Origin of the sequence: Kribbella sp. NPDC000426 (genome assembly GCF_040300265.1) — a bacterium.
Classification (GTDB): Bacteria; Actinomycetota; Actinomycetes; order Propionibacteriales; family Kribbellaceae; genus Kribbella.
This window is the reverse complement of record NZ_JBEPDK010000005.1, coordinates 539711-563458: the sequence shown is the minus strand read 5'-3', so window position 1 is coordinate 563458 and position 23748 is coordinate 539711. Positions and strand designations below refer to the sequence as shown.

The window sequence follows — 23748 nt, the reverse complement described above, 5'->3', positions numbered from 1 at the left end:
ATGGTGGCTCTGACACGTACGACGGTGGCCGGCCGCGAGCGCGTTCGCGGCCGGCGCCACCGTGGTGAGGACCTGACCAAGATCCTGTTCGTCCTGCCGGCCGCGGTGGCGATGGTCGCGCTGTTCGGCTATCCGGTGGTGAAGAACCTGCTGATGAGTCTGCAGGACTACACGCTGAAGACGTTCTTCACCGGGGCCGCGCCGTGGGTCGGGCTGCAGAACTACTCCGCGGTCGTGCACGACAAGCTGTTCTCGGACGCGATGCTCAACACCGCGCTGTTCACGGTCGGGTCGATCGCGTTCCAGTTCGTGATCGGGCTCGGCCTGGCGCTGTTCTTCCGCAAGCGTTTCCCGCTCGGCGGCGTACTGCGCTCGCTGCTCCTGCTGCCGTGGCTGCTGCCGCTGATCGTGTCGAGCGCGACCTGGCGCTCGATCCTCGAGCAGGACAGCGGCATCCTGAACCGGACCCTGATGGGCCTGCACATCGTCAACGATCCGGTGCCGTGGCTGAACTCGCCGTCGGTGGCGCTGATCGCGGTGATCGGGGTGAACATCTGGATCGGCATCCCGTTCAACGTGACGCTGCTGTACTCCGGACTCGCCGAGATCCCGGACGAGCTGTATGAAGCCGGCCAACTCGACGGTGCGACCGGATGGCGCGCGTTCTCCTACATCACCTGGCCGAACCTGCGCTCGGTGGCAGGCGTGGTGCTGATGCTCGGGGTGGTCTACACGATCAAGGTGCTGGACATCATCCTCGGCCTGACCGGCGGCGGACCGGCGAACGCGACCCAGACGCTCGCGACCCAGTCGTACGAGAAGTCCTTCGTGGACTTCAAGTTCGGCCAGGGCGCCGCGTTGAGCAACATCCTGATCGCGATCTCGTTCGTGTTCGCGATCTTCTACCTGCGCAGCACCCGCCGCGCCGTTGACGAATAACAGACGAGGAGGAGGGCACCATGCGACGTACGGCGTACACCGTCATCGGGATCGTGATCCTGGCCGTGATGCTGTTCCCGGTCTACTGGATGGTCAACGCGTCGCTGCAGCCGTCCGGGAACACGCTGACCGCGGGCTTCCTGCCGTTGCACCCGACGTTCACCGGCTACAAACGCGCACTCGACGAGCAGGGCGGCAACCTGGTCACCAGCATGATCATCGCGGCCGGGACCGTCGTCCTCAGCCTCGCGATCGCGACACCGTGTGCCTATGCGCTCTCGCAGTTCCGGTCCCGCTGGGTGTCGATCGGGCTGCTGGCGATCCTGATCTCGCAGATGATCCCGGGGATCGTGATCGCGAACGCGCTGTACACGGCGTACGAGCGGATCGGCCTGCTGAACTCGATCCCGGGGCTGATCGTGGCCAACTGCAGCAGTGGGATCCCGTTCGCGATCCTGATCCTGCGCTCGTTCATGCTCTCGCTGCCGCCGTCGCTGGTGGAGGCCGCGCGGGTGGACGGCGCCGGGCTGTTCCGGGCGTTCGTGGCGATCGTGCTGCCGATCAGCAAGAACTCGCTGATCACCGCGGGACTGTTCAGTTTTCTCTTCTCCTGGAGCGATTTCCTGTTCGCGCTGACGCTGACCACCAAGGGCGGCGTACGGCCGGTGACGCTGGGGATCTACCAGTACCTCGGTACCCAGGTGCAGAACTGGAACGCGGTGATGGCGACCGCGGTGCTCTCGGCGGTCCCGGCCATCGTGCTGCTGGTCGCCGCGCAGAAGTACATCGCCGCCGGCGCCATCGGCGGCGCTGTCAAATAGCCGTCAAATAAAACCCTTAAGGACAACGATGAAGATATTGGTCTGGGGCGAGAACCGGCACGAGCAGATCGAGCCGCACGTCCGCGAGATCTATCCCGACGGCATGCACGAGACCATTGCTGCCGGCATCCGCGAGAACCTCGACAACGCGGAGGTGTCCACCACCACGCTGGACGAACCCGAGCACGGTCTGACCGAGGAGGTGCTCGCGGAGACCGACGTACTCGTGTGGTGGGGGCATGCTGCCCACGGCGAGGTCGACGACAAGGTGGTCGACCGCGTGTACCAGCACGTGCTCTCGGGTATGGGGCTGATCGTGCTGCACTCCGGTCACTGGTCGAAGATCTTCGGCAAGCTGATGGGAACGACGTGCACGTTGCGCTGGCGCAGTGAGCGCGACCGCGAGCTGGTGTGGACGATCAACCCGACGCACCCGATCGCGCAGGGCGTCCCGCATCCGATCGTGATCGAGCAGCAGGAGATGTACGGCGAGTTCTTCGACATCCCCGTCCCGGACGAACTGGTGTTCGTGTCCTCGTTCTCCGGCGGCGAGGTGTTCCGCTCGGGCTGCACGTTCCGCCGCGGGCACGGCAAGATCTTCTACTTCTCACCCGGCGACCAGGACTACCCGGTGTACCACCACAAGGACGTCCGCAAGGTGATCGCGAACGGCGTCGCCTGGGCCCGGTCCGACCGGCCGACGCGGGCGCTGCCGACGTTGCTGCGCTACGAGACCGACGACTTCTTCAACGGTCACGGGTACAACGGCCCGATCGAGGAGCCCGCGGATGCCTGACCCCTTGCGCCTCCTCCAGGTCGGCGCCGGCGGCATGGGCCGGGCCTGGCTCCGCACCATCGCCGCGAACCCCGATGTCCAACTGGTCGGCCTGGTGGACCTCGACCTCGCGACCGCCCGGGCCGCTGCGGACGAACACGGCTTCGCCGACCTCCCCGTCGCGACCTCGATCGACGAGCTGAGCAAGAACGCGGAGGCGGTCATCGACGTGACCGTCCCGGTGGCTCATCCGAAAGTCAGCGTCGACGCACTCCTCCGCGGCCTCCCGGTGTTGTGCGAGAAACCGCTGGCCGAGACGGTGCGCGAGTGCCTCCAGATGGTCGCGGCCTCGGAGGTCAGCGGCAAGCTGCTGATGGTCTCGCAGTCCCGCCGCTACTTCCGCGCAGTCGCAGCCTTCCAGCGCCAGCTCGCCGAGCTCGGTCCGATCGGCTCACTGTCGTGTGAGTTCTACAAGGCCCCGCACTTCAGCGGCTTCCGCGAGCGCATGGCCGAGCCGCTCCTGGTCGACATGGCGATCCACCAGTTCGACCTGTCCCGCAAGCTGATCGGATCTGAGCCGGTCAGCGTGTACTGCGACTCGTACAACCCGCCGTGGAGCTGGTTCGACGGCAACGCCGCCGCGACCGCGATCTTCACGTACGCCGACGGCACCCGCTTCTCGTTCGTCGGCAGCTGGTGCGCGCCGGGCCTGGAGACGTCCTGGAACGGCCTGTGGCGGGCCAGCACCGCGGGCGGTACGGCGACCTGGGACGGCGACAACCCACCCGCCGCCGAGCTCGCCTCGGGCGAGACCCTCGATGCCACGCTGTCTGACGAGCCGCAGGAGATCGCCGGCTCGCTGGTGGAGTTCGTCAACGCGGTCCGTACGTCGACGACCCCACAGTCCGAGGTCCATTCCAACGTCGTAAGCCTGGCCATGGTCGAAGCCGCCGTACGCTCCGCCAACACCGGGGCCGCGGTCCGCATCGCCGACGTCATCACCGAGGCCCACACCGAGGCCATCGCCACCACCGAGGACCCGGCGTTGCTTGCGGCCCTGAAGGCCTGGCCTGACCCGCTGAAGGCGGTCGGGCTCTAACCTTTCAGTTCCTGCAACGGGGCGGTGCGTACATTGCGCTTGCTGCAATGTGCGCACCGGCCGTTGACTGGGAACATGAAGAGTTCGGTGTTTCGGGTCGAGAGCATGGTCGTGCCGGGTGGGACCGAGTCGATCGTGCGGGGTGGGCGGAACCTGTTCCCGCTGCTGCCGCAGGCGCTGCACGGGGTGGAGCGCATCGGCGTACTGGGCTGGGGGCCGCAGGGACGAGCGCAGGCGCTGAACCTGCGGGACTCGCTCGCCGGGACCGGGATCACTGTGAGCGTCGGGCTCCGGCCGGGATCGGCGTCCGCGGCGGATGCCCGGGCCGAGGGATTCAGCGAGGACGACGGGACACTGGGGGACTGGCTGGAGGTTGCGGCCTCGTCGGACCTGGTGATCCTGCTGATCGCGGATGCGGCGCTGGCCGCGAACCACGAGCAGATCTTCGGTGTACTCAAGCCGGGCGCGACCATTGGCCTGTCCCACGGATTCCTCCTCGGGCACCTCACAGCGATCGGGAGCGCCTTCCCGGACGGGCATCCGGTGATCGCGGTCTGTCCGAAGGGGATGGGAGATTCCGTCCGACGGCTCTACCGGCAAGGTGAAACGATCAACGGGGCCGGCATCAACGCGAGCATCGCGGTCCACGCGGATCCCGACGGGCATGGGTGGGACCGGGCGCTGGCGTGGTCGATCGGGCTCGGGTCGCCGTACACGTTCGCGACCACGCTGGCCGACGAGTACCGGTCCGACATCGTCGGTGAGCGGGCGATCCTGCTCGGCGCGGTCCACGGGCTGGTGGAAGCGCTGTACAGGTACTTCCGGATCGACGGGGCTGATCCGGTGACGGCGTACGAGCGTTCCACCGAGGCGATCACCCGGCCGATCGCGCGGACGATCTCGGCCGACGGGCTGGTCGCGGTCCGGGCGGCCTGCGGGGATCGGGACCTGTTCGACCGGGCGTACTCCGCGGCGTACCGGCCGGCCCGGGACCTGGTCGCGGAGATCTACGATGAGGTTGCCGATGGCACCGAACTGCGGAGCGTGATCCTGGCCGAGCAGCGGCTCGCGACCCGGCCGATGACCGAGATCGGCGGCAGCCCGATGTGGTCGTACAGCAGTGCGGTGCACTCCCGCCGGACGACGGCGGACCAGACCATCGACCCGGTCACCGCGGGGTTGTTCGTCGCGACGATGATGGCGCAGGTCGACGAGTTCGCCGCCCGCGGGCACGCGTGGTCGGAGATCGTGAACGAGTCGGTGATCGAAGCGGTCGACTCGCTGCTGCCGTACATGCACGCCCGCGACGTCGCGTACATGGTCGACAACTGCTCCCGCACCGCCCGCCTCGGCACCCGCCGCTGGGGCCCGCGGTTCCAGGCGGCGTACGAACAGATCGCGCTCCCGCAACTGCACACCCCGGCCGACGCGACGCTGCTCAAGGACTTCCAGGACAACCCGGCCCACGCCGCCCTCGCCGCGGCCGCCGAGCTCCGCCCCTCGGTGGATATTTCCGTTTAGCCTAAGCGCCATGACGATGACGCGGTCACGGCTGATCCCTATGCGCCCGAGGGATCCGCTCGAGCCTGGTCGCACGGCTTCCTCGCTCGAGTTGTTCTTCGATCTGGTGTTCGTGGTCGCGGTGAGCGTCGCCGCGGCCCAGCTGCACCACGCATTGTCGGACAAGCACATCGTCGACGGGCTGGCGTCGTACGCGATGGTGTTCTTCGCGATCTGGTGGGCGTGGATGAACTTCACCTGGTTCGCCACCTCGTTCGCCACCGACGACTGGCTCTACCGGCTGCTCACGATCCTCCAGATGAGCGGTGTGCTCGTGCTCGCCGCAGGCATCGAGCAGGTCTTCGTCGACCGCGATTTCACAGTGGTGGTGTTCGGCTACGTCGTGATGCGGGTCGCGATGATCGCGCAGTGGCTGCGGGCGTCCCACCGGACCGGGGAGAGCCGGCAGGCAACCCTGCGGTACGCCGTCGGCATCGCGATCGTGCAGGTGCTCTGGCTGACCACGCTGGTGATGTCCGGGCCGGTGGTGGTGGTCGCCTGGTGCATTTTCGTGCTCGCCGAGCTCGCCGTACCGGTCGTGGCTGAGCGGCGCTGGACAACTCCGTGGCACCCGCACCACATCACCGAGCGGTACGGCCTGTTCACGCTGATCCTGCTCGGTGAGAGCCTGCTCGCGTCCGCCAACGCGATCATCGAGGCCGTCCACGACCACGAGTCGCTCGGCCCGCTGATCGCGCTCTCGGTGCTAACTCTCGTCGTCACCGCGGCGATGTGGTGGATCTACTTCTGGCCGCCGCACCACACCGCGATCAGGTCGTTCGCGAGCTCACTGCGCTACGGCTACGTGCACTACTTCGTCTTCGCCGCGGCCGGTGCGTTCTCGGCCGGAATCGAGGTCGAGATCGACAGCATCACGCACCACACCGAGCTGAGCGACGTCGCCGCGTCCTACACGGTGACGATCCCGATCGCGATCTTCGTCCTCGGCATCTGGTGGATCGCGATCCGCGAGAACGCCGATCGGACCGTCAACCTCGTCGTACCGCTTGGCGCTGTCCTGGTTCTGCTGGATCCGCTGATCCCGATCCCGTTCGCCCTCACCGCCGTGTTCATGGCGCTGATCGTGGCGACCCTCGTCGTACACCCGCCGGTGCAGCGGTCAGGCGGGGCTGCGGAGCTCAGCTAGGGCGGTCGCCACGCGGCCGTGAGCGGCCTCCAGGGCGGCGCGGGCCTCGGCGACGGGTGATCCGGTCAGGAGGTGCACGAGGGCGGGCTTGAGCTCGCCGTCGGCCTCGGCCAGCGCGGCCTCGCAGGCTGCCTCGTCGGCGCCGGTGGCCTCGGCGAGGATCCGCAGCATCCGGCCGCGGAGCTTCTTGTTGGTCGCCACCAGGTCGACCATCAGGTTGGACCAGGTGCGGCCGAGCTTGATCATCAGCGTCGTCGAGAACGCGTTCAGGATCATCTTCTGCGCGGTGCCGGCCTTCAGGCGGGTCGAGCCGGCGATGACCTCGGGGCCGGTGTCCGCGGCGATCACGACGTCGGCCAGCGGCGCCAGCGGGGCGTCCGGGTTCGACGTGACCAGCACGGTGGTCGCCCCGGCCGCACGGGCGGCCTTCAGGGCGCCGGCGACGTACGGCGTGCTTCCGGAAGCCGCGAGGCCGACGACGAGGTCCTGACCGGTGACCGCGGCCGCATCGGCGGCACCGCCGTCCTCGGAGTCCTCGACGTTCTCGACCGCGCGCAGCAGCGCCTCCATCCCGCCGGCGTGGTGGGCGACCACCAGTCCGTCCGGCACGTGGAACGTGGGCAGCAGCTCGGCGGCGTCCAGGACCGCCAGGCGTCCCGACGTACCGGCGCCGAAGTAGTGCACCCGGCCGCCGCCGCGGACCGCCTCGACGGCGGCGTCGACGGCCTTGGTCAGCTCCGGGATCACCGCGCTGACGGCGCCCGCGACACGGGCGTCCTCGTTGTTCAGCATCTGCAGGATCTCGGACGTGCCCACCGCATCGATGGCAAGCGTCCTCGGGTTGCGCTGCTCGGTCGGTGAGGTCACAGGATCGATGTTAGTTTTCTACTGAAGGATTTTCAATTCCGTTGATCTTTGACGGAACAGTTCAGGTTACTCGGATCCCTTGAGCCGGTGGCCCCGGACCGCGCTGGCGGTCTCCTCGAGCGCCTTCCGGGCGTCCGGCAGCACCTGCTGGGCCACCCCGATGAACAGGCAGTCGATGACGGTCAGCTGGGCGATCCGCGAAGCCATCGCCCCCGAGCGGTACGTCGTCTCGCGCGCCGCCGTGGTGAGTACGAGATCCGCCGTCCGGGCGAGCGGGGACCGCGGGAAGTTCGTCACCGCGACCGTGGTGGCGCCGTGCTTGGCCGCCTCCTCGAGCGCCTCGACGACCTCGACCGTGGTGCCGGTGTGCGAAATGCCGATCGCGACGTCACCCGCACCGAGCAGCGCGGCGCTGGTCAGCGCGATGTGTACGTCGGACCACGCGAAAGCCACCCGCCGGATCCGGTGCAGCTTCTGCTGCAGGTCCAGCGCCACGAACGCGCTCGCGGCGAAACCGTAGAGGTCCACCCGCGGCGCCTTCACGACCGCGTCGACGACCTTCGCCAGCGCGTCCACGTCGACCTGCTGGGCGGTCTCGCGGACCGCCCGCTCGTCGGCGAACGCGACCTTGCTGACAACGTCGGCCAGCGAGTCGCCGGGCTCGATGTCACCGCCCACCTCGGGACGGATGCTCTCCTGCGCCGACTGGGCCGCCAGCTGCAGGCGCAGCTGCGGATAGCCGGGGACGCCGATCTGCTTGCAGAACCGGATGACCGTGGTCTCCGAGGTGGAGGCCACCTCGGCCAGTTCGGAGATCGTCATCGCCGCCACTCCGCCCGGGTCCGCGAGGACCGCGTTCGCCACCCGCTGCTCGGCCGGCGCCAGCGCGGGCATCACCGCGCGGACCCGGACCAGCAGCGGCCCCGTGGGTTCTGGAGAGGTTGTTGAATTCATGACAGCCACGGTACGGCGACTATGCACGAAGTGGGGTCACCGACGCGAAAGTCTCCAACCTGTTGCGGTAAATGACTCAGGCGTTCGTTCACCGTCGAGAAGTTCACCATCCCCGGCCGTGATCTTCACACCGTCGACGTAGACGCCGCGGCCCTGGTACAGCGGGTCGCTCGTGTAGCGCCAGCGGATCGTTTGGTCTCCGGCGCCCAATTCCGCGGTGACCTGATGCCAGTGCCGGTCGCCGGAACCGCTGATCGAGCCGTCGGTATCGGTCACCGAGCCGCGGTCCCGGACCGAGAACGGAACCTTCGTCCAGGTCGTCCCGTCCGGGGACGTCTCCAGGTACAGCAGATCGGTGTCCTCGGTGTCGACGAACAGGTCGAAGGCCAGCTTGGCCCCCCCGGCCGGGACGGCGACCTTGGTCGAGAGCGTCGTGGTCGCGTTGTCCGTCGTACCCGAGAACCAGGCGTCCTTGCCGTGCCGCGGTCCGACGCCGAGCGCCAGCGCCAGGCCCTGGGTAACCGCTCGGCGGGCCGGGTTGTTGCTGCCCCAATCGCGCGAAGGGTGGACCCGGTTGGTCAGCAGGATCGCGAACGAGCGCGAGTCGAAGTCGATCACGATCGACGTGCCGGTGTACCCGGTGTGGCCGGCGGCGCGCGGCCCGGACAGGCCGCCCATGTACCAGCGCTGGTTGAGCTCGAAGCCGAGGCCGTGGTCGTTGCCCGGGAAGCCCTGGTTGAAGTTCGTGATCATCGCGGTCACCGAGGATTCCTTCAGGATCCGGGCGCCGCGGTAGCTGCCGCCGTTCAGGAACGTCTGCGCCAGTACGGCGAGGTCGTCCGCAGTACTGAAAACGCCCGCGTGGCCGGCGACGCCGCCCAGCGACCAGGCGTTCTCGTCGTGCACCTCGCCCCAGACCATCCCGCGCGGCGGCGAGGTCTGGTACTCCGTGGCGGCGATCCGGGGTTTCTTCTTCGGGTCCGGGTTGTAGCCGGTGTCGCGCATCTGCAGCGGCTTGGTGATGCCGTCGGCGACCAGCTTGTCGAGGGTCTTGCCGGTCACCCGGTGCGCGACCTCGCCGAGCGAGATCAGGTTCAGGTCGCTGTAGAGGTACGTCGAGCCGGGCGGGTTCTGCAGCTTCGCGGTCAGCGCCATGTGCAGACGGGATGCCGGGTCCGGCTGCGAGCTCCACAGCGGCAGCCAGGACGGGAACCCGCTGGTGTGCGTGAGCGCCATCCGCACTGTCACGGACTCCTTGCCGTTCTCCGCGAACTCCGGGACGTACGTCGCGATCGGCGCGTCCAGGGCGATCTTGCCCTTCTCGACCAGCTGCATCACGACGATCGACGTGAACAGCTTGGACACCGACGCCATATCGAAGATCGTGTCGGTCCGCATCGGGATCTGCTGGTCCGGCGGCAGCTCGGTGCCGGCGCCGTCGGCGTACTTGAGCGCCAGGCCGGTGGCCGTCCGGGTGACGACCTTGCCGTCGTGGCCGAGCAGCGTGACCGCACCGGCGTACAACGGCTTCGTCGTCCCGCTCGGGTGCGTCCAGCCGGCGACCTGGGCCAGGGCGGCGTCGATCGGCGCCGGGTCGAGCCCGGCGGCGGCCCGGGTCGAGTCGCGCAACAGCGTGGTCTTCGGTGCGTACCCGTCGTAGGGGTGGTCGAACCGGCCCGAGTAGTTGCTGCCAGCAACCGCAGGCGTTCCCATCGTCAGCATCACCGCCGAAGCAATCGTGAGCGCAGCGAGTCGTTTCATCGGTGCGCGCCCTTGTACAGAAGGTATTTCGCCCGCCGCGCCGTCCAGGCGTCGGTCTCGGGCTTCCAGGCTGCCACGATCTCCTCGGCGGTCGCATCCGCCAAAAGCATGGTCCGGAACCGATCGGAGCCGGTCAGGAGATCGATCCACCGCCCGGGTGGGGTCTCCTCCCGCCAGGTGAATTCCGGGTAGAGCTTACGGGCCTCGACGATCATGTGCGTCGCCGCGGTGATCGCCTCGACGCTGTGCGGGTCCGTGATCTGGACCTGGACGCCGCCGCAGAGCACGTTGGCGTTCTTGCTGATCGTCGGCGTGAAGTACGCCTCCCGGAACGCGACACCCGGGATGTGCTTGGTCTGCAGCGCCTCGGCCCACCGATAGTCGACGTACGGCGCGCCGATCAGCTCGAACGGCCGCGTCGTACCGCGGCCCTCGGACATGTTGGTCGCCTCGAACAGGCACAGGCCCGGGTACACCAGTGCGGTGTCCGGGGTCGGCATGTTCGGGCTCGGCATCACCCAGGTCAGGCCGGTGTCGTCGTACAGCTGGTCGCGCTTCCAGTTCGACACCTCGATGACCTGGAGTTCCTTCAGCCGGCCGCCGTTGGGCTCCAGCGGCAGGTACTCCGCGTTGAACATCCGGGCCAGCTCGCCGACGGTCATCCCGTGCTGCTGGACGATCTCCTTCTTGCCGACGCCCGAGGTGTAGCCGGGCTTCAGCATCGGGCCGCGCGCGTAGCCGCCGACCGGGTTCGGGCGGTCGAGGACGACGAACTTCGCGCCGGTGCGGACCGCGGCCAGCATCGCCTCGAACATCGTCCAGATGTAGGTGTAGAAGCGTGCGCCGACGTCCTGGATGTCGAAGACGACCGTCTCGACACCGGACTTCGTGTAGAGGCCCGCCAGCTTGTCCGCGGCCGCGCCGTACGCGTCGTAGACCATGATCCCGGTCCGCGGATCGACGTGGTCGCCCTCCGAACCGCCGGCCTGCGCGCTGCCGCGGAAGCCGTGCTCGGGGCCGAACACCGCGACGATGTTCACCTTCCCGGACGCGTGCATCGTGTCGACTATGTGCTGGTAGTCCGGCAGGATCCCGGTCGGGTTGCTGATCACGCCGACCTTCTGCCCGGCCAGCGCCCGCCAGCCGTCCTTCGCCAGCACCTCGGCACCGGTCATCACCTTGCGCTTCGACGCAGGGTCTGAGGCTTGGGCGGCCGGTGGGTCGATCAGCGGTGCGGCGGCCAGCGCACCGGCGCCGGCTAGCAAACTACGTCGCTTCATGGACATCTCCTCAGGGACGGAACGAGAGGTCGGCAATCATCGGGCGGTGGTCACTGGCGGCCTGCTGAGCAGGCACTTCGGCACGCAGCACATTCAGGCTAGTACCGACCGTGACGAAGTCGATCCGCTTGTTGGGTGCCACCGCGGGATACGTGTTGGGTCCGCCAACGGTCGAACCGGCCGCGGTCCACGAGTCGCGCAGGCGCGTCCACAACCCGGCCAGCTCGGGCGCGTCTGCTTCTGCGTTGAAGTCACCGACGAGGACCTGCAGGTCCTTCTTGCGGTCCTGGGCCAGGATCCTGAGCGTGTCCGCGACCTGCAGTTGCCGGACGGCCGGATCGGCCCGGTAGTCCAGGTGCGTGCAGTAGACGTGGACGCGACGGCCGCGGATCTCGAGCTCTGCTTCGAGGAACCCGGGGGCTGGTGCGGGGACCGGGTTCGGGTCCTGGGTGGAGAGCCGGGTGATCGGGTGGTTCTCGGTGCGGATCAGCGGGAAGCGCGAGAGCAGCCCGACGCCGTACTGACGCCTCGGCTGACCGGCCGCCGGTGGGTCGAAGTCGTAGATCGGGGCGAACGCCGAGTGCATGCCTAGCTTGGTCGCGAGTTCGGAGAGCGTGTCCAGCCATTGGCTGCGGGCGTCCCAGTGCACGTCGACTTCCTGCAGCCCGATCACGTCCGCGTCGAGCGCCTTCAGGGCCTGCGCGGTGCGGTCGAGGTCGAAGACGTTGTCCTCGCCGGCGCCGGCGTGAATGTTGTACGAGGCAACCGTCAACCGGGTCTGCTTCGGGTCGAAGGTCAGGCCGTGGCCGAACGGGTGCAGGATCGGCGCGGGGCCAGGGTCGCCCGGGTCCGGCTTGGCCGGGATCTCGACCGGGAGCTTGCCCGTCGGCGCGATCTCGCCGTACAGGACCTTCGCGAGGGCCTCCATCGACGGCACGGTGCTGCCGTAGGTGACCAGCGTGGTCGGTGCCGGGTCGAAGTACGCGACGTCGTACGGGTCGCGGACCGGGACGACGATCACCGGCCGGCCGGTGGCGAGCAGCGCGTTGACGAGCTTCTGCTGCTTGGCCTGCTTGTCGGTGACCGCGGTGTCCCACGCCTTGTTGGTCAGCACCACCGTGAGATCCGCGACCGTCGCCACCGCATCGGCGATCTTGGCGTCGGTCGGCGTCGTGCCGGTGTCCTTGACGACCGTGGTCGCGCCGCGGGACTGCAGCGCGGTCGCCAGGTTGGTGGGGCTGTAGCCGGCGACGAGGATCGTCCGCGGCGCGGGGGAGAGCGGCAGCAGGGCGTTGTCGTTGCGGAGCAGCGTCGTACTGCGGTCCGCGATCCGCTGGGCCTCGGCGTAGTTGGCCGGCGTACCGACGATCTTTGCGACCCGGGCGAGGTCGACGTACGGGTGATCGACCAGGCCGGTGTCGTGTTTCAGCGTGAGGATGCGTTCGACGCTCTCGTCGATGCGGGCCTCGCTGATCCGGCCGCTGCGGACCGCGTCGAGGACCGAGTTGTACGCGAGCCCCGGATCGACCGGCATCAGCAGCTGGTCGACGCCGGCCTCGATCGCGCGGAGCGGGATCTCGGCATCGCCGTACTTGTCGCGGACGCCCTGCATCCCCAGCGAGTCGGTGATCACGACCCCGTCGAACCCGAGCTGCTCGCGCAGGATCCCGGTCAGGATCGGCCGGCTCAACGTCGCCGGATCGCCGGACGGATCGAGCGCCGGTACGACGATGTGCGCGGTCATGATCGACTGGATGCCGGCCCGGATCGCGGCCTGGAACGGCGGCAGGTCGATCCGGGTCCACTCCTCGAGGGTGTGGCCGATCACCGGTATGCCGGTGTGGCTGTCGGTCGCGGTGTCGCCGTGACCGGGGAAGTGCTTCGCGGTCGACACGACCCGGCCGTCCCGCTGGTAGCCCTTCACCTGTGCGGCGACGAGCTCGGCGACCAGCGCCGGTTCGGAGGAGATCGAGCGGACCCCGATCACCGGGTTCAGCGGGTTCACGTTGACGTCGGCGTCCGGGGCGAAGTCGGTGGTGATGCCGATCGCCTTCAGCTCGCGGCCGGCGATCGCCCCGGCGCTGCGTGCGTACGCCGCCGAGCGGGTCGCGCCGAGCGCCATCCCGCCGGGGAACTGGGTCGCGGGCGGACCGACCCGGACGACCGATCCGTGCTCCTGGTCGGTGCCGATCTGCATCGGGATGCCGGTGGCGGCGAGCGACGCCTCCTGCAGGCCGTTCGACAGCCGCGCGATCTGCTGCGGGTCCTTCGTCGAGTCGGTCCAGGTGAAGTAGATGACGCCGCCCAGGTTGAACTTGGCGACCACCTCGGCCGGCGTGGCCACGCCGTACAGGCTGGTGTTGCGGGCGTCGGCGGTGCCGGCCGTCGGGCCGTAGGCGTAGCAGACGAACAGCTGGCCGACCTTCTGCTCGAGCGTCATCCGGCGGATCGTGTCGCGAACCCAGCGGTTCGGGGTGGCAGTGGCGTTGGGGGCGCTCGTGGCGGCAGCGACCGTCGTCCCGGCGACGGTCGCCGCAGCGAGGCCGAGGGTCTGGCGGCGGGTCAGTTCCATCGGGTCACCAACTCTGTGCGGGGCGGGCAGGGGCGAGCGCCAAGGTAATTGAATTACAGATACTCCCCCGCGACGCGAAAGTTACCCACGCGCGCACGGTGGGTCAAGAGTCGGTGACGCGCGGCGGTCTCGGGTCGGGGCCGCCTGGTGCGGGGGAATCCTGCATCCGCTCGATGCGGGCGACTGCATTTCTAACCGCTCCCGCGAATTCGAGCGGTTTTCAATTCGGATATTCGAACGACTCGATCGAGGGCTTTTCAGAACCGCTGGTTCATGGCGCATTTGCGTGATCGTGTCGTATCGTCGCGTCATCGCCAGGCCTTGGTGGGGGCGCTGGTCTTCGAATCCTTTGTGTGTAAAGAACTTTGGAGCTCGGATGACCCCTGACCGGGGCGGTGGGGTGGGGAAAGCATGGGCACAGGTGCTGTCTTGACGCCTGGAATTACCCACGGGGCCGGGTGGGTCGACGAGGTCTTGCTGGCCGGGCCGGACGACGAGGTGTGTTTCCGGCTGCCGGATCCTATTGATCGTTTGAATTTACGCCGTTTGGTGCTCCAACGGCAAACCGAATTGGCGCAGTCCGGTTTCCGGCCGGGTGGTGCGGTGGCGTTGCGGCTGCCGCCGTCGATGGCGTTCGTGACGCATTTGCTGGCGATCTGGCGCGGCCGTGGGCAGGCGATTCTGCTCGACCACCGGCTGACCGACTACGAGGTTCGCCGGGCGATCGAACGGCTGGTGCCGCAGGTCGTCGTGTCGCCGGAGCGTCCGGTGCAGTCCGGGTTGCGGACGTTCGTCGAGGTCGACACGGATGTGGCGAGCTACTCGGGCCATCCGGCCGGCACCGCGCATGCCGTCGTACAACTGAGCTCGGGATCGACCGGTCCGTCGAAGGTGATCGGCCGTACGGCGGACGACCTGGTCGCGGAGGTACTGCGGTACACGCAGATCGACGGCGTACCGCAGCGGGGCGAGCGGCTCATCCTGCTGCCGTCGATGGTGCACGTCCTCGGTCTGGTCGGCGGGTTGCTCTACGGACTGCATGCCGGCGTCGAGCTGCAACCGCCGGCTCGTCTCACGGGCGACGCCATCGTGGAGGCGATCGGCGCGGCGACGACACCGGCGACCGTGCTCGGGGTGCCGTTCCACATCGGGCTCCTCGCGTCGGTGCAGGATCCACCGTGGCTACCGCAGTTCAAGCGGATGACCACGGGTGGCGAGTTGGTGCAGCCGGCGGTGTCGCAGGCGTTCGAGGAGAAGTACGGCGTACCGCTCGGGAACATGTACGGGATGACCGAGGTCGGGGTCATCGGCACCGACCTGTACGGCGCGCACCGGCCCGCGATCCAGCCAGCGCCGGGGATCTCGGTCCGCGCCGTCGACGGCGAACTCCAGGTGGCGCGCGCGGAATCGCCGTACCTCGGTCTGTCCGATCCGACCCGGTGGGCCGACGGCTGGCTGCATACGCGGGACGCCGGTGTCGTCGATCTGGAGACAGGGCTGGTCAGCATCAAGGGCCGGCTGGATTCGCAGGTCTCTGTCGGCGGGTTGAAGGTCGATCTGACGGAGGTCGAGGCGGCACTCGCGTCGTTGCGTGGGGTCGAGGCCGCGGTGGTCGCCTTCGACGGCGCGATCACGGCGTACGTGCAGCTGGGCGAGCCGCTGTCGTTGGTGGATCTCGAGGCGGAGCTGGCGCAGCAGCTGGCGACGTACAAACGGCCGCGCACCGTGCACGTGCTCAATCAGTTGCCTCGGACAACTACCGGCAAGCTCGTCCGCGACCTGTCCACGTTGCGCAAAGCGGTCTCGTGATGGATGACGATCTCCGTCAGGCCGACCGGCGCCGCAAGCGCCAGGACCGCACCGGGCCACGGCACATACGTCACCAGCAGGTGCGGCTCCGACTCCACCACCCCGCCTCCAAGCGGCATCACCCGGCGCAGACCCGCGCGTCGCAACCCATGTCCCGTCGCCTTCCCCACGGCTTCTTTCGCCGTCCACAGGTGCAGGAAGGCGATCAGCTCATCAGGTTGCCGACCCATCCACGCCAGCTCCTCCGCGCCGAACCACCGCGTGGCCAGCGCCTGCACCTGGCGGGGATACACCTCCTCAAGATCCACGCCGAGCGGCCCGTCGTACGACGCGACGACGGCAACCAGGTGATGGGTGTGGCTCACGCTCACTGCCAGCCCGGGGACGAGCGGCTGCCCGTCCGCGCTGTGGCTGAGTCGAGGCGTACCGACGAGCGTGCCCGCCAACTCGAGCAGCAGGGCATGAGCCGCCGCGCGCGGCTCGGCGCCGGCCGACGCCACCCAGACATGTACCGGAGCTCCCACCGAAAGAAGGTAACCCCATGAAGGACGAGGTTCGCGCATTCGTCATCGCGCAGCTGCAGGACATGAACTACGACACCGAGGGAATCGACGACGACACCACGCTCGGCCCGGCCGGAGTGGATCTGGAGTCGTTGGCGCTGGCTGACCTGTCGGTGCGGGTCGAGGACAAGTTCGGGGTCAGGTTCTCCGACGACGAGTCCGAGCAGTTGGCGTTGATGACGGTCGGCGAGTTCACCACCGAGGTGGCCGGCCGGGTAGCTCAGCAGGTCTGATGAACTCGACCCCACCCCCGCCCGGGCGGGCCGAGATTCTCACCTGGCTGGCCGGCCTCGGTCCGCGCCCACCGGAGGCCGAACGGCTCGACTCGATGGAACTGGCCTGGCTGGTCCATCAGGTCGAGCAGCAGTACGGCGTCGCGCTCGACGACGACCAGCTCGAACGGATGAGCACGATCGACGACGCGGTCGCCGTACTCGCCGAAGTGCTGACCAGCCATGTCTGAGCCGCTTCCGGTCGCCGTCACCGGGATGTCGATCATGACTGCGCTCGGCCGTGGTCCGTCGGCTCAGTTGTCGGGTACGCCGGCCTTCACCGAGGTCACGCGCTTCGACACGAGCAACCGTCGTACGCACCACGCCGCGATCGCCGCGGACGCGGGCACGCTGGAGGAAGAAGTCGACCAGGCGATCGCCGAGGCGTGTGCGCAGGCTGGTGTCGACCGCAATACGACACCGCTCCTGCTCGCCCTCCACTCGGTGCCGGCTCGCAACTTCGGGCAACTGCGCACGTACACGTCAGCTTGCGTCTCCGCCACCACGGCCCTGGCTGACGCCGCCACCCTCATCCGGCTGGGACGCGCGGACCGCGTGGTCGTAGCCGCGGCGTACCTGGTCGAGCCCTGCCAGTACGCCCTCTTCGACGCCGGCCGAGCTCTGTCGACCGACGGCGCCGTACGCCCCTTCTCGCTGAACCGAACGGGCACGCTGCTGGGCGACGGCGTAGCTGCCGTGGTCCTCCAACCAGGCGAAGGCCTGGCCCAACTCCTCGCCTGCTCCCGCACCGGCGACGCCCACCACCCCGTCCAACCAGCCCCCGACGGCCGAGGCCTAGCCACCGCGATCACAACCGCCCTCCGGCGAGCCAACCTCAGCCCACCCGACGTCGGCTACGTCAACGCCAACGCCACCGGCACCACCTACGCCGACGCCGCCGAAGCCGCCGCCCTCACCACCGCAGTTGCCTGGCCCACCCACCAATTTGCCTGGTCCACCCATGAATTGGGGGGTTCTACACCCGGAACAGGGGTCACGAACCCACAACCTGATGGGTCTACCCACCAAATGCGTACTGCGGCCGGGCCTGCTGTTTCGTCTACGAAGGGGTTGCATGGGCATGCGTTGGAGGCCTCGGGGTTGGTGGAGTTCGTCGTGATGGTGGCGGCGCTCCGGGCCGGGAAGCTGCCGGTGAATGCGGGGTTCCTGGCGGCGGATCCGGTTTGTGGGATTGACCTGATCCTGGACTCGCCGCGGGTGGTGACCTCGCCGTACGGGATGTCGCTGAATTCCGCGTTCGGTGGGGCGAACACCGCAGTGGTGGTGCGGGTCGGATGAAGACGTTGGCCGAAGGGCGATGGGACGGCGGCGAGCTGCCGGGGGTGCCGGGGTTTGTCGGGTCGGCGTTCAACCCGATGGTGGTTGCGGCCGCCGAGCAGTGTCTGGCTCAGGTAGATACCGAACCGCTGACCGGGATCGTGCTCGTGAGTGACGGTGACCGCGCGAGTGCGGACCACGTACGACAAGCAGTTGCCGAGGGCAAGCGCATCGGCCCGTTGTACTTCTTCCAGTCGGTGCCCAACAGCATCGCCGGGTGGATCGCGGCGAAGTGGGAGCTGCGCGGCCCGGTGGTGTGCGTGACGAACGGCGGACCCGACGAGGCCGAGCTGCTGCTGGCCGACGGGGACGCCGAGCAGGTGCTGATCGTGCAGGTGACCGCGGACCGCGCGTTCGCACAGATCGTGAGTGGGGGAGATCCGACGTGAAGAGCCTCAGAGCCCAACTGGCCGCCGACCCGGGCATCGGCACCGGCAACGTCCTCGCAACAGTCCTCAAGTACGGCGCCGACCCCGGCGGCCCCGGCCTCACCTTCGACACCCCCGTCGACCACTTCCCGGCCGAGCACCCGCTGACGCTCGGCGAACTCGACGAACGCGTCCAAGCGCGTACGGCGTGGCTGCACGAGCACGGGATCGGCCGCCGCGACGTGATCGCGATCTGGGCCACCGAAGCGCAGGACATCGTCCTCAGCTTCCTCGCCCTCACCCGCATCGGCGCCATCCCGGCACTGCTGAACGGCAAGATGGCGCCGGCCATCGCCGACGAGTACATCCGTCGGCTGCGCGCGACCGCCGTTCTCGCGGATGCTGCCCACAAGCCGCTCCTGCAAGTAGACGTCCTGGCCGAGCCGCGCGAGGCCGTCGGCGATCCCGCGAAGGCACCCGAGCACTACCAGCACCACGCTGACGACCCGGTCGTCATCACCCACACCAGCGGCACCACCGGCGTACCGAAGGCTGTCCTTCACACCCACACCACCCTGTACGCCGCCCTCAAACATCTCCTCACCATGCCGCAGGCACAAGGCACCGACAGGATCCTGAACGCGCTGCCGATCCCGCACACCGCCACGGTCCTGATGGTCAACCAGGTCCTCGGCAACCGCGCCGAGATGCTGCTGCTCTCCAGCCAGGACGCGCCGTACGTCCTGCAGAACATCGAGCGCTGGAAGCCGCACTCCGTCTACGGATTCGCGGTCACCTGGGCCGGGCTCGCCCGCGAGGACCTGAGCACCCACGACCTCGACTCGGTCCGGATGTGGTTCAACACCGGCGACTGCGCGCACGAACCGCACATCCGCAAACTCGTTGCCGTCGGCACCCGCGAGACGGTGACCCGGGAAGGACGCCGGACCGTCCCCGGCAGTCACTTCATCGACGGCCTCGGCTCCAGCGAGATGGGCCACAACGGCTTCCACATCACGCACACGATCGACAGCGACCACTACGGCCGCTGCATCGGCAGGCCGTACGAGTTCGCGCAGGCCACCGTCCTGAGCTCGACCGGCGGGGAGCTGCCGCCGGGCAAGGTCGGCCTGCTCGGCTTCCGCTCGCCATCGGTGTCACCGGGCTACTGGAACGACTCGGTGACGACGTACCGCTTCCGCTCGAACGGCTGGTTCCTGACCGGCGACCTCGTGTACCGCGACGGCACCGGCCACTACTTCCACCTCGACCGCGTACCGGACGCCGTTGCCGGCTTCGAGGGCCCGCAACTGTTCACCTCGATGTCCGAGGAACGCATCCTCGCCGCACTCCCCGAGGTCGACGACTGCACGGTGATCATCACCCCGGACGACGGCCGGTACGTCGCCGACGTACTGCTCGAACTCTCCCCGGACGCACCCGACCGCGACCGCACCGCCGACGTCCGCGCAGCCGTCGGGGACGAGGTCGCCGCGATCCTGCGCAACGTCACCGTGGTAGGCACCGGCGAGGTGCCGGTCACGGTGACCGGAAAGGTCCGCAAGGTCGCCCTCCGGGAGGGGCGCTCATGACCGCCACGATCACGGGCATCGGCCTGATGACGCCGGTCGGCCGGACTCCCCGCGAGGCGTACGACGCCTTGCTGCACGGTCGATCCGGGATCGTGAAACCGCCCGCGGACCACCCGATCGCCGACTCGATCGAGCTGGCGGGAATCCTGCCGGACTTCGACGCCGGTTCACTGACGAAGGGCCCGGACGGCAAGGTGATGGACCGCACCGTCGTCCTCGCCCAGCTGACGGCCGAGGCCGCGCTCGCGGATGCCGGCCTGATCGTCGGCGACACCGTCGATCCCGAGCGGATCGGCATCATCGTCGGCGGGGTCGGCGGGATGGCGACCCTCGAGCAGCAGGTCCTGTCCCGCGCCGAACGCGGCCGCGCCGCCGTCAGCCCGTACCTCCTCACCGGCATCCTCCCGAACATGCCGGCCGCCCGGGTCGCCATCCGCCACGGCATTCGTGGGTACACGTCTTCAGTCGGTACGGCGTGTGCCTCCGGCGCGCAAGCGATAGCGGACGCCGTACGGCTGATCCGCTCGGGCGAGCTCGACGTCGTGGTGTGCGGGGCGAGCGAGGCGCCGCTCTTCCCGACCTTCGCGGAGACCTTCGCCAACGCACGGGCGCTGGCCCGCGGCTGGGAGGAACCGACCGAGGCGAGTCGGCCGTTCGACGTACGGCGGAACGGGTTCGTCCTCAGCGAAGGCGCAGCGCTACTGGTGCTGGAAAGCACAGAGCACGCCGCAGCCCGGGGTGCGGCCGGGTATGCGGACGTAGCGGGCTACGGGGTGAACTCCGACGCGCATCATCCGACTGCTCCGAGGCCCGACGGCGAGGGCGCGGCGGCGTGCATGCGGTTGGCGATGGCGAGTGGCCGGATCAGGCCCGAGCAGGTCGGTTACGTCAACGCCCACGGCACCAGCACGAAGCTCGGCGACGTCGCCGAATCGGTTGCCATCGGCAAAGCATTCGGCGAGCACCAGCCGGCGGTCAGCTCGACGAAGGCGTTGACCGGGCACATGCTCGGCACCTCCGGAGTGGTCGAGGCGATCGCCGCGGTCGGTGCGATCACGACCGGTCTGCTGCCCCCGACGTACCACCTGGACGACCCGGATCCGGCCTGCCCGCTGGATCACGTCCGTAAGGAACCCCGCGACGTCCGGCTCGAGTACGCACTGTCCAACTCGTTCGGCTTCGGCGGTCAGAACGTCAGCCTGCTCCTCGGCACCGCCACAACGCCGACCAGGCGCGACATCAACAGTGAGGAGTTGGCGTAAATGGAGATCTACGGGATCGACCACGTCGAGCTGTACGTGGGCGACGCTCGGCAGGCGGCGTTCTACCTCGGGCACGCGTTCGGCCTGCAGATACACGGCCAGGGCGGACCCGAGACCGGCCTGCCCGGCCAGCGCTCGTTGCTGCTGCGCGAGGACGCGGTACAGATCGTGCTGACATCCGGTCTGGCTGCCGAGCATCCGGCGGCGGCGTACGTCCAGCGGCACGGTGACGGGGTTGCCGTGGTCGGCCTGGAGGTCGACGACGCGGCCGGCGCCTACACCGAACTGCTTGCCCGGGGCGCCGAATCGATCGCCGCCCCGGTGATCTACACCGACCAGGAGACGACGGTCGTGATCGCCGAGGTCGGTGGGTTCGGCGACGTGATCCATCGGCTCGTCGAACGGCGTGGACCGCGGCACGAGTTCCTGCCCGGCGCGATCCAGATCACCGAGCCGGCGAGCGGGCCGGACGAGAAGCTGTTCAGCGAGATCGATCACCTGGCGATCTGCGTGCCGTCCGGGCAGCTGAAGCCGACGGTCGGGTTCTACGAGACCGTGTTCGGCTTCCTGCCGATCTTCGAGGAAACGATAGAGGTCGCAGGTCAGGGGATGGAGTCGACCGTCGTCCAGAGCCCGTCGAAGCACGTCACGTTCACACTCATCGAGCCGGACCCGAATCGGCGTCCCGGGCAGATCAACGACTTCCTCAGCTGGCACGCGGGCGCCGGCGTACAGCACATCGCCCTGCGGACCGGCAACATCGTCGAGGCGGTCAGCACATTGTCCGGCCGCGGCGTCAACTTCCTCGCGTCGCCGTCGACGTACTACCAGGCGCTGCCGGAGCGGGTCGGCGAGGTCGAGACGCCGATCGAGGACCTGGAGAAGCTCGGCATCCTGGTCGACCGGGACCACTGGGGACAGCTGCTGCAGATCTTCACCGAGTCGATGCACGTCCGCCGCACGCTGTTCCTGGAGATCATCGAGCGCCGCGGCGCGATGACGTTCGGCAGCGGCAACATCAAGGCGCTGTACGAGGCGAAGGAACGCGAGCTCGAGGGGGTCTCATGACGTTGGAGTTCAGGTTGTCGGAGGCGGAGACGGAGCTGCTGCCGACCGACGAGGATGTTGCCTTCTACAACGAGCACGGCTGGTACCTGTCGAAGAAGCTGCTCACCGACGACGAGACCGACGAGCTCGTCAACGCCAGCGAGCGGTACTACGCCGGCGAGCGCGACCGCACGCTCCCGCTGGCGCCGCCGAAGCTCGCGTACTGGGACCCGTCGAAAGGCGCCGTCCAGCGGCACAACGACTACGTGCACTACGAGCACGACGGCCTGGCCAAGATCCTTCGTAAGCCGCTGATCGGCGCGGTCGCGGCCCGGCTCGCGCAGACCGACGAGATCCGGATCTTCCAGTCCACGCTGATCTACAAGCCGCCGATCTCCGGCGAGCCGTCGAACATCGTCCCCTGGCACTTCGACAAGCACTACTGGTCCTCGTCGTCCTCGGACAAGATGCTGACCGCGTTCGTCCCGTTCCACGACTGCCCGCCGGAGATGGGCACGATCACGATGGTCGACGGCAGCCACCGCTGGCAGGAGATCGGCTCCGACGACACCGTCGTACGCCACTTCGCGGAGCGGGACCGGTCGCAGCTCGACCAGATGCTGGCCGAGAACGCGGCGTACAACGGCGCTGAGGTGACCAAGGTGCCGATCACGATTCCGCGCGGTCACATGAACTTCCACCACTGCCGCACGTACCACGGCAGCGGCGCCAACGTCACCGACCGGCCCCGCCGCGCCATCTCGCTGCACCTCCAGGACGGCGCCAACGCCTACCGCGAGTTCCCGCTCAGCGACGGAAGCCTCGCCGCCTACAACCACGACGCCCTGGTACGCCGGACCACCGCCGGCCACCCGGACTACGCCGACCCCGACTACTGCCCGACCCTCTGGGCCGACCGCTAGGAGATCAGGACATGTCCCGTTACGACTGGGGTCAGACCCACCCCGGAATCGAGCAGTTGGAGAAGGCTGTCAGCGATGCGCGTGACAAGGTCGTGCAGCACCCGCTGTACGCGAACCTGGACACGCACGAAGCGCTGGTGACCTTCATGGAGCACCACGTCTTCGCGGTGTGGGACTTCATGTCATTGCTCAAGTCTCTGCAACGCGAACTCACCTGCGTCACGGTGCCGTGGATCCCGACGGCGCACACCGGCAGCCGACGGTTGATCAACGACATCGTGATGGTCGAGGAGAGCGACGAGCTCGGTGACGGCTTCATCAGCCACTTCGAGCTGTACCTGAACGGAATGGTCGAGGCGGGCGCCGACACCTCGGCGATCACACACCTGATCGACTTGCTCCGCGACGGCGGCGCGGTGGTCGACTCCCTGACGGCCGCCGGAGTACCGCAGGCGTCGATCGACTTCGCCGGCACCACCTGGGACATCATCGAGAACGCGCCGATCCACTGCCAGGCGGCGGCGTTCGCCTTCGGGCGCGAGGACCTGATCCCGGACATGTTCCAGCAGGTCGTCGCGGTGAACGAGCGGTCCAACCGGCTGAACACCTTCGTCGACTACCTCGAGCGGCACATCGAGGTGGACGGCGAACAGCACACCCCGATGGCGATGCAGATGGTCACCGACCTCTGCGGCGACGACCAGGCCAAGTGGGACGCCTGCGCGGACACGATCAACAACGCACTCGCCGCCCGGGCCCGGCTCTGGGACGCGATCCTCGTGGCTGTGAAGGCCTGACC

The 23748-nt window shown here is 68.4% G+C and carries 22 protein-coding genes; 16 read left to right on the top strand and 6 right to left on the bottom strand.

The features are described from left to right. From ABT313_RS26820 to ABT313_RS26795, 6 genes are all read left to right on the top strand, one after another. Complete coding sequence (locus ABT313_RS26820; protein ID WP_350859441.1) at positions 1-939, top strand: carbohydrate ABC transporter permease; 939 nt, start codon at positions 1-3, stop codon at positions 937-939. Positions 940-959: 20 nt separating this feature from the next. Then, on the top strand, positions 960-1760 hold the full coding sequence (locus ABT313_RS26815; RefSeq protein WP_350859438.1) for a carbohydrate ABC transporter permease: 801 nt from the start codon (positions 960-962) through the stop codon (positions 1758-1760). Between the two features lie 28 nt (positions 1761-1788). After that, positions 1789-2556, top strand: coding sequence for a ThuA domain-containing protein (locus ABT313_RS26810; protein ID WP_350859435.1), 768 nt, complete (start codon positions 1789-1791; stop codon positions 2554-2556). Next, a complete protein-coding gene (locus tag ABT313_RS26805) occupies positions 2549-3634 on the top strand; it encodes a Gfo/Idh/MocA family protein (protein WP_350859432.1) in 1086 nt (361 codons plus the stop codon). The genes ABT313_RS26810 and ABT313_RS26805 overlap by 8 nt, the downstream gene beginning before the upstream one ends. 75 nt (positions 3635-3709) lie before the next feature. Further along, positions 3710-5155, top strand: coding sequence for a ketol-acid reductoisomerase (locus ABT313_RS26800; protein WP_350859429.1), 1446 nt, complete (start codon positions 3710-3712; stop codon positions 5153-5155). Positions 5156-5165: 10 nt separating this feature from the next. Further along, positions 5166-6341: a low temperature requirement protein A gene (locus ABT313_RS26795; protein ID WP_350859427.1), complete on the top strand. Its 1176-nt coding sequence runs from the start codon at positions 5166-5168 to the stop codon at positions 6339-6341. On the opposite strand, the gene murQ is transcribed toward ABT313_RS26795, so the two are convergent. The 5 genes from murQ to ABT313_RS26770 all read right to left on the bottom strand — a co-directional run bounded on the left by murQ (position 6315) and on the right by ABT313_RS26770 (position 13775). Next, positions 6315-7208: an N-acetylmuramic acid 6-phosphate etherase gene (gene murQ, locus ABT313_RS26790; RefSeq protein ID WP_350859424.1), complete on the bottom strand. Its 894-nt coding sequence runs from the start codon at positions 7206-7208 to the stop codon at positions 6315-6317. The two genes, ABT313_RS26795 and murQ, sit on opposite strands and share 27 nt — an antisense overlap. Before the next feature lie 66 nt (positions 7209-7274). Further along, positions 7275-8162, bottom strand: coding sequence for a MurR/RpiR family transcriptional regulator (locus ABT313_RS26785; protein WP_350859421.1), 888 nt, complete (start codon positions 8160-8162; stop codon positions 7275-7277). A 36-nt stretch (positions 8163-8198) separates the two neighbouring features. Further along, entirely contained in the window at positions 8199-9923 is a 1725-nt protein-coding gene (locus ABT313_RS26780; protein WP_350859418.1) for a serine hydrolase domain-containing protein, read from the bottom strand. Then, entirely contained in the window at positions 9920-11203 is a 1284-nt protein-coding gene (locus ABT313_RS26775) for an exo-beta-N-acetylmuramidase NamZ family protein (protein WP_350859415.1), read from the bottom strand. Before ABT313_RS26775 ends, ABT313_RS26780 begins: the two co-directional genes overlap by 4 nt. Before the next feature lie 10 nt (positions 11204-11213). Further along, positions 11214-13775 carry a glycoside hydrolase family 3 N-terminal domain-containing protein gene (locus ABT313_RS26770; RefSeq protein ID WP_350859412.1) on the bottom strand — a complete coding sequence of 854 codons (2562 nt, stop codon included), beginning with the start codon at positions 13773-13775 and terminating at the stop codon, positions 11214-11216. Between the two features lie 411 nt (positions 13776-14186). On the opposite strand from ABT313_RS26770, the gene ABT313_RS26765 reads away from it, so the two are divergent. Further along, the gene (locus ABT313_RS26765; RefSeq protein ID WP_350859409.1) at positions 14187-15584 is read left to right on the top strand and encodes a class I adenylate-forming enzyme family protein; all 1398 of its coding nucleotides are present in this window, start codon (positions 14187-14189) and stop codon (positions 15582-15584) included. On the opposite strand, the gene ABT313_RS26760 is transcribed toward ABT313_RS26765, so the two are convergent. Continuing rightward, positions 15515-16108 carry a 4'-phosphopantetheinyl transferase family protein gene (locus ABT313_RS26760; protein WP_350859406.1) on the bottom strand — a complete coding sequence of 198 codons (594 nt, stop codon included), beginning with the start codon at positions 16106-16108 and terminating at the stop codon, positions 15515-15517. The genes ABT313_RS26765 and ABT313_RS26760 overlap by 70 nt on opposite strands. 17 nt (positions 16109-16125) lie before the next feature. Here ABT313_RS26760 and ABT313_RS26755 point away from each other — a divergent pair, with 17 nt between their 5' ends. The 9 genes from ABT313_RS26755 to ABT313_RS26715 are packed head-to-tail and all read left to right on the top strand — an operon-like array spanning position 16126 to position 23746. Next, positions 16126-16380, top strand: a complete 255-nt coding sequence (locus tag ABT313_RS26755) for an acyl carrier protein (protein ID WP_350859403.1) — start codon at positions 16126-16128, stop codon at positions 16378-16380. Further along, on the top strand, positions 16380-16610 hold the full coding sequence (locus tag ABT313_RS26750; protein WP_350859400.1) for an acyl carrier protein: 231 nt from the start codon (positions 16380-16382) through the stop codon (positions 16608-16610). Before ABT313_RS26755 ends, ABT313_RS26750 begins: the two co-directional genes overlap by 1 nt. After that, positions 16603-17718: a beta-ketoacyl synthase N-terminal-like domain-containing protein gene (locus tag ABT313_RS26745; protein ID WP_350859397.1), complete on the top strand. Its 1116-nt coding sequence runs from the start codon at positions 16603-16605 to the stop codon at positions 17716-17718. The genes ABT313_RS26750 and ABT313_RS26745 overlap by 8 nt, the downstream gene beginning before the upstream one ends. Then, the gene (locus tag ABT313_RS26740; RefSeq protein ID WP_350859394.1) at positions 17715-18146 is read left to right on the top strand and encodes a hypothetical protein; all 432 of its coding nucleotides are present in this window, start codon (positions 17715-17717) and stop codon (positions 18144-18146) included. Before ABT313_RS26745 ends, ABT313_RS26740 begins: the two co-directional genes overlap by 4 nt. Beyond that, the gene (locus ABT313_RS26735) at positions 18143-19717 is read left to right on the top strand and encodes a class I adenylate-forming enzyme family protein (RefSeq protein ID WP_350859392.1); all 1575 of its coding nucleotides are present in this window, start codon (positions 18143-18145) and stop codon (positions 19715-19717) included. The genes ABT313_RS26740 and ABT313_RS26735 overlap by 4 nt, the downstream gene beginning before the upstream one ends. After that, positions 19714-20979 carry a beta-ketoacyl-[acyl-carrier-protein] synthase family protein gene (locus tag ABT313_RS26730; protein WP_350859391.1) on the top strand — a complete coding sequence of 422 codons (1266 nt, stop codon included), beginning with the start codon at positions 19714-19716 and terminating at the stop codon, positions 20977-20979. The genes ABT313_RS26735 and ABT313_RS26730 overlap by 4 nt, the downstream gene beginning before the upstream one ends. Then, positions 20980-22047, top strand: a complete 1068-nt coding sequence (hppD, locus tag ABT313_RS26725) for a 4-hydroxyphenylpyruvate dioxygenase (RefSeq protein WP_350859388.1) — start codon at positions 20980-20982, stop codon at positions 22045-22047. It begins immediately after the preceding gene. Further along, a complete protein-coding gene (locus ABT313_RS26720; RefSeq protein ID WP_350859385.1) occupies positions 22044-22949 on the top strand; it encodes a phytanoyl-CoA dioxygenase family protein in 906 nt (301 codons plus the stop codon). Before hppD ends, ABT313_RS26720 begins: the two co-directional genes overlap by 4 nt. Positions 22950-22960: 11 nt before the next feature. Next, on the top strand, positions 22961-23746 hold the full coding sequence (locus ABT313_RS26715; protein ID WP_350859383.1) for a DUF3050 domain-containing protein: 786 nt from the start codon (positions 22961-22963) through the stop codon (positions 23744-23746). Positions 23747-23748 lie beyond the last annotated feature (2 nt).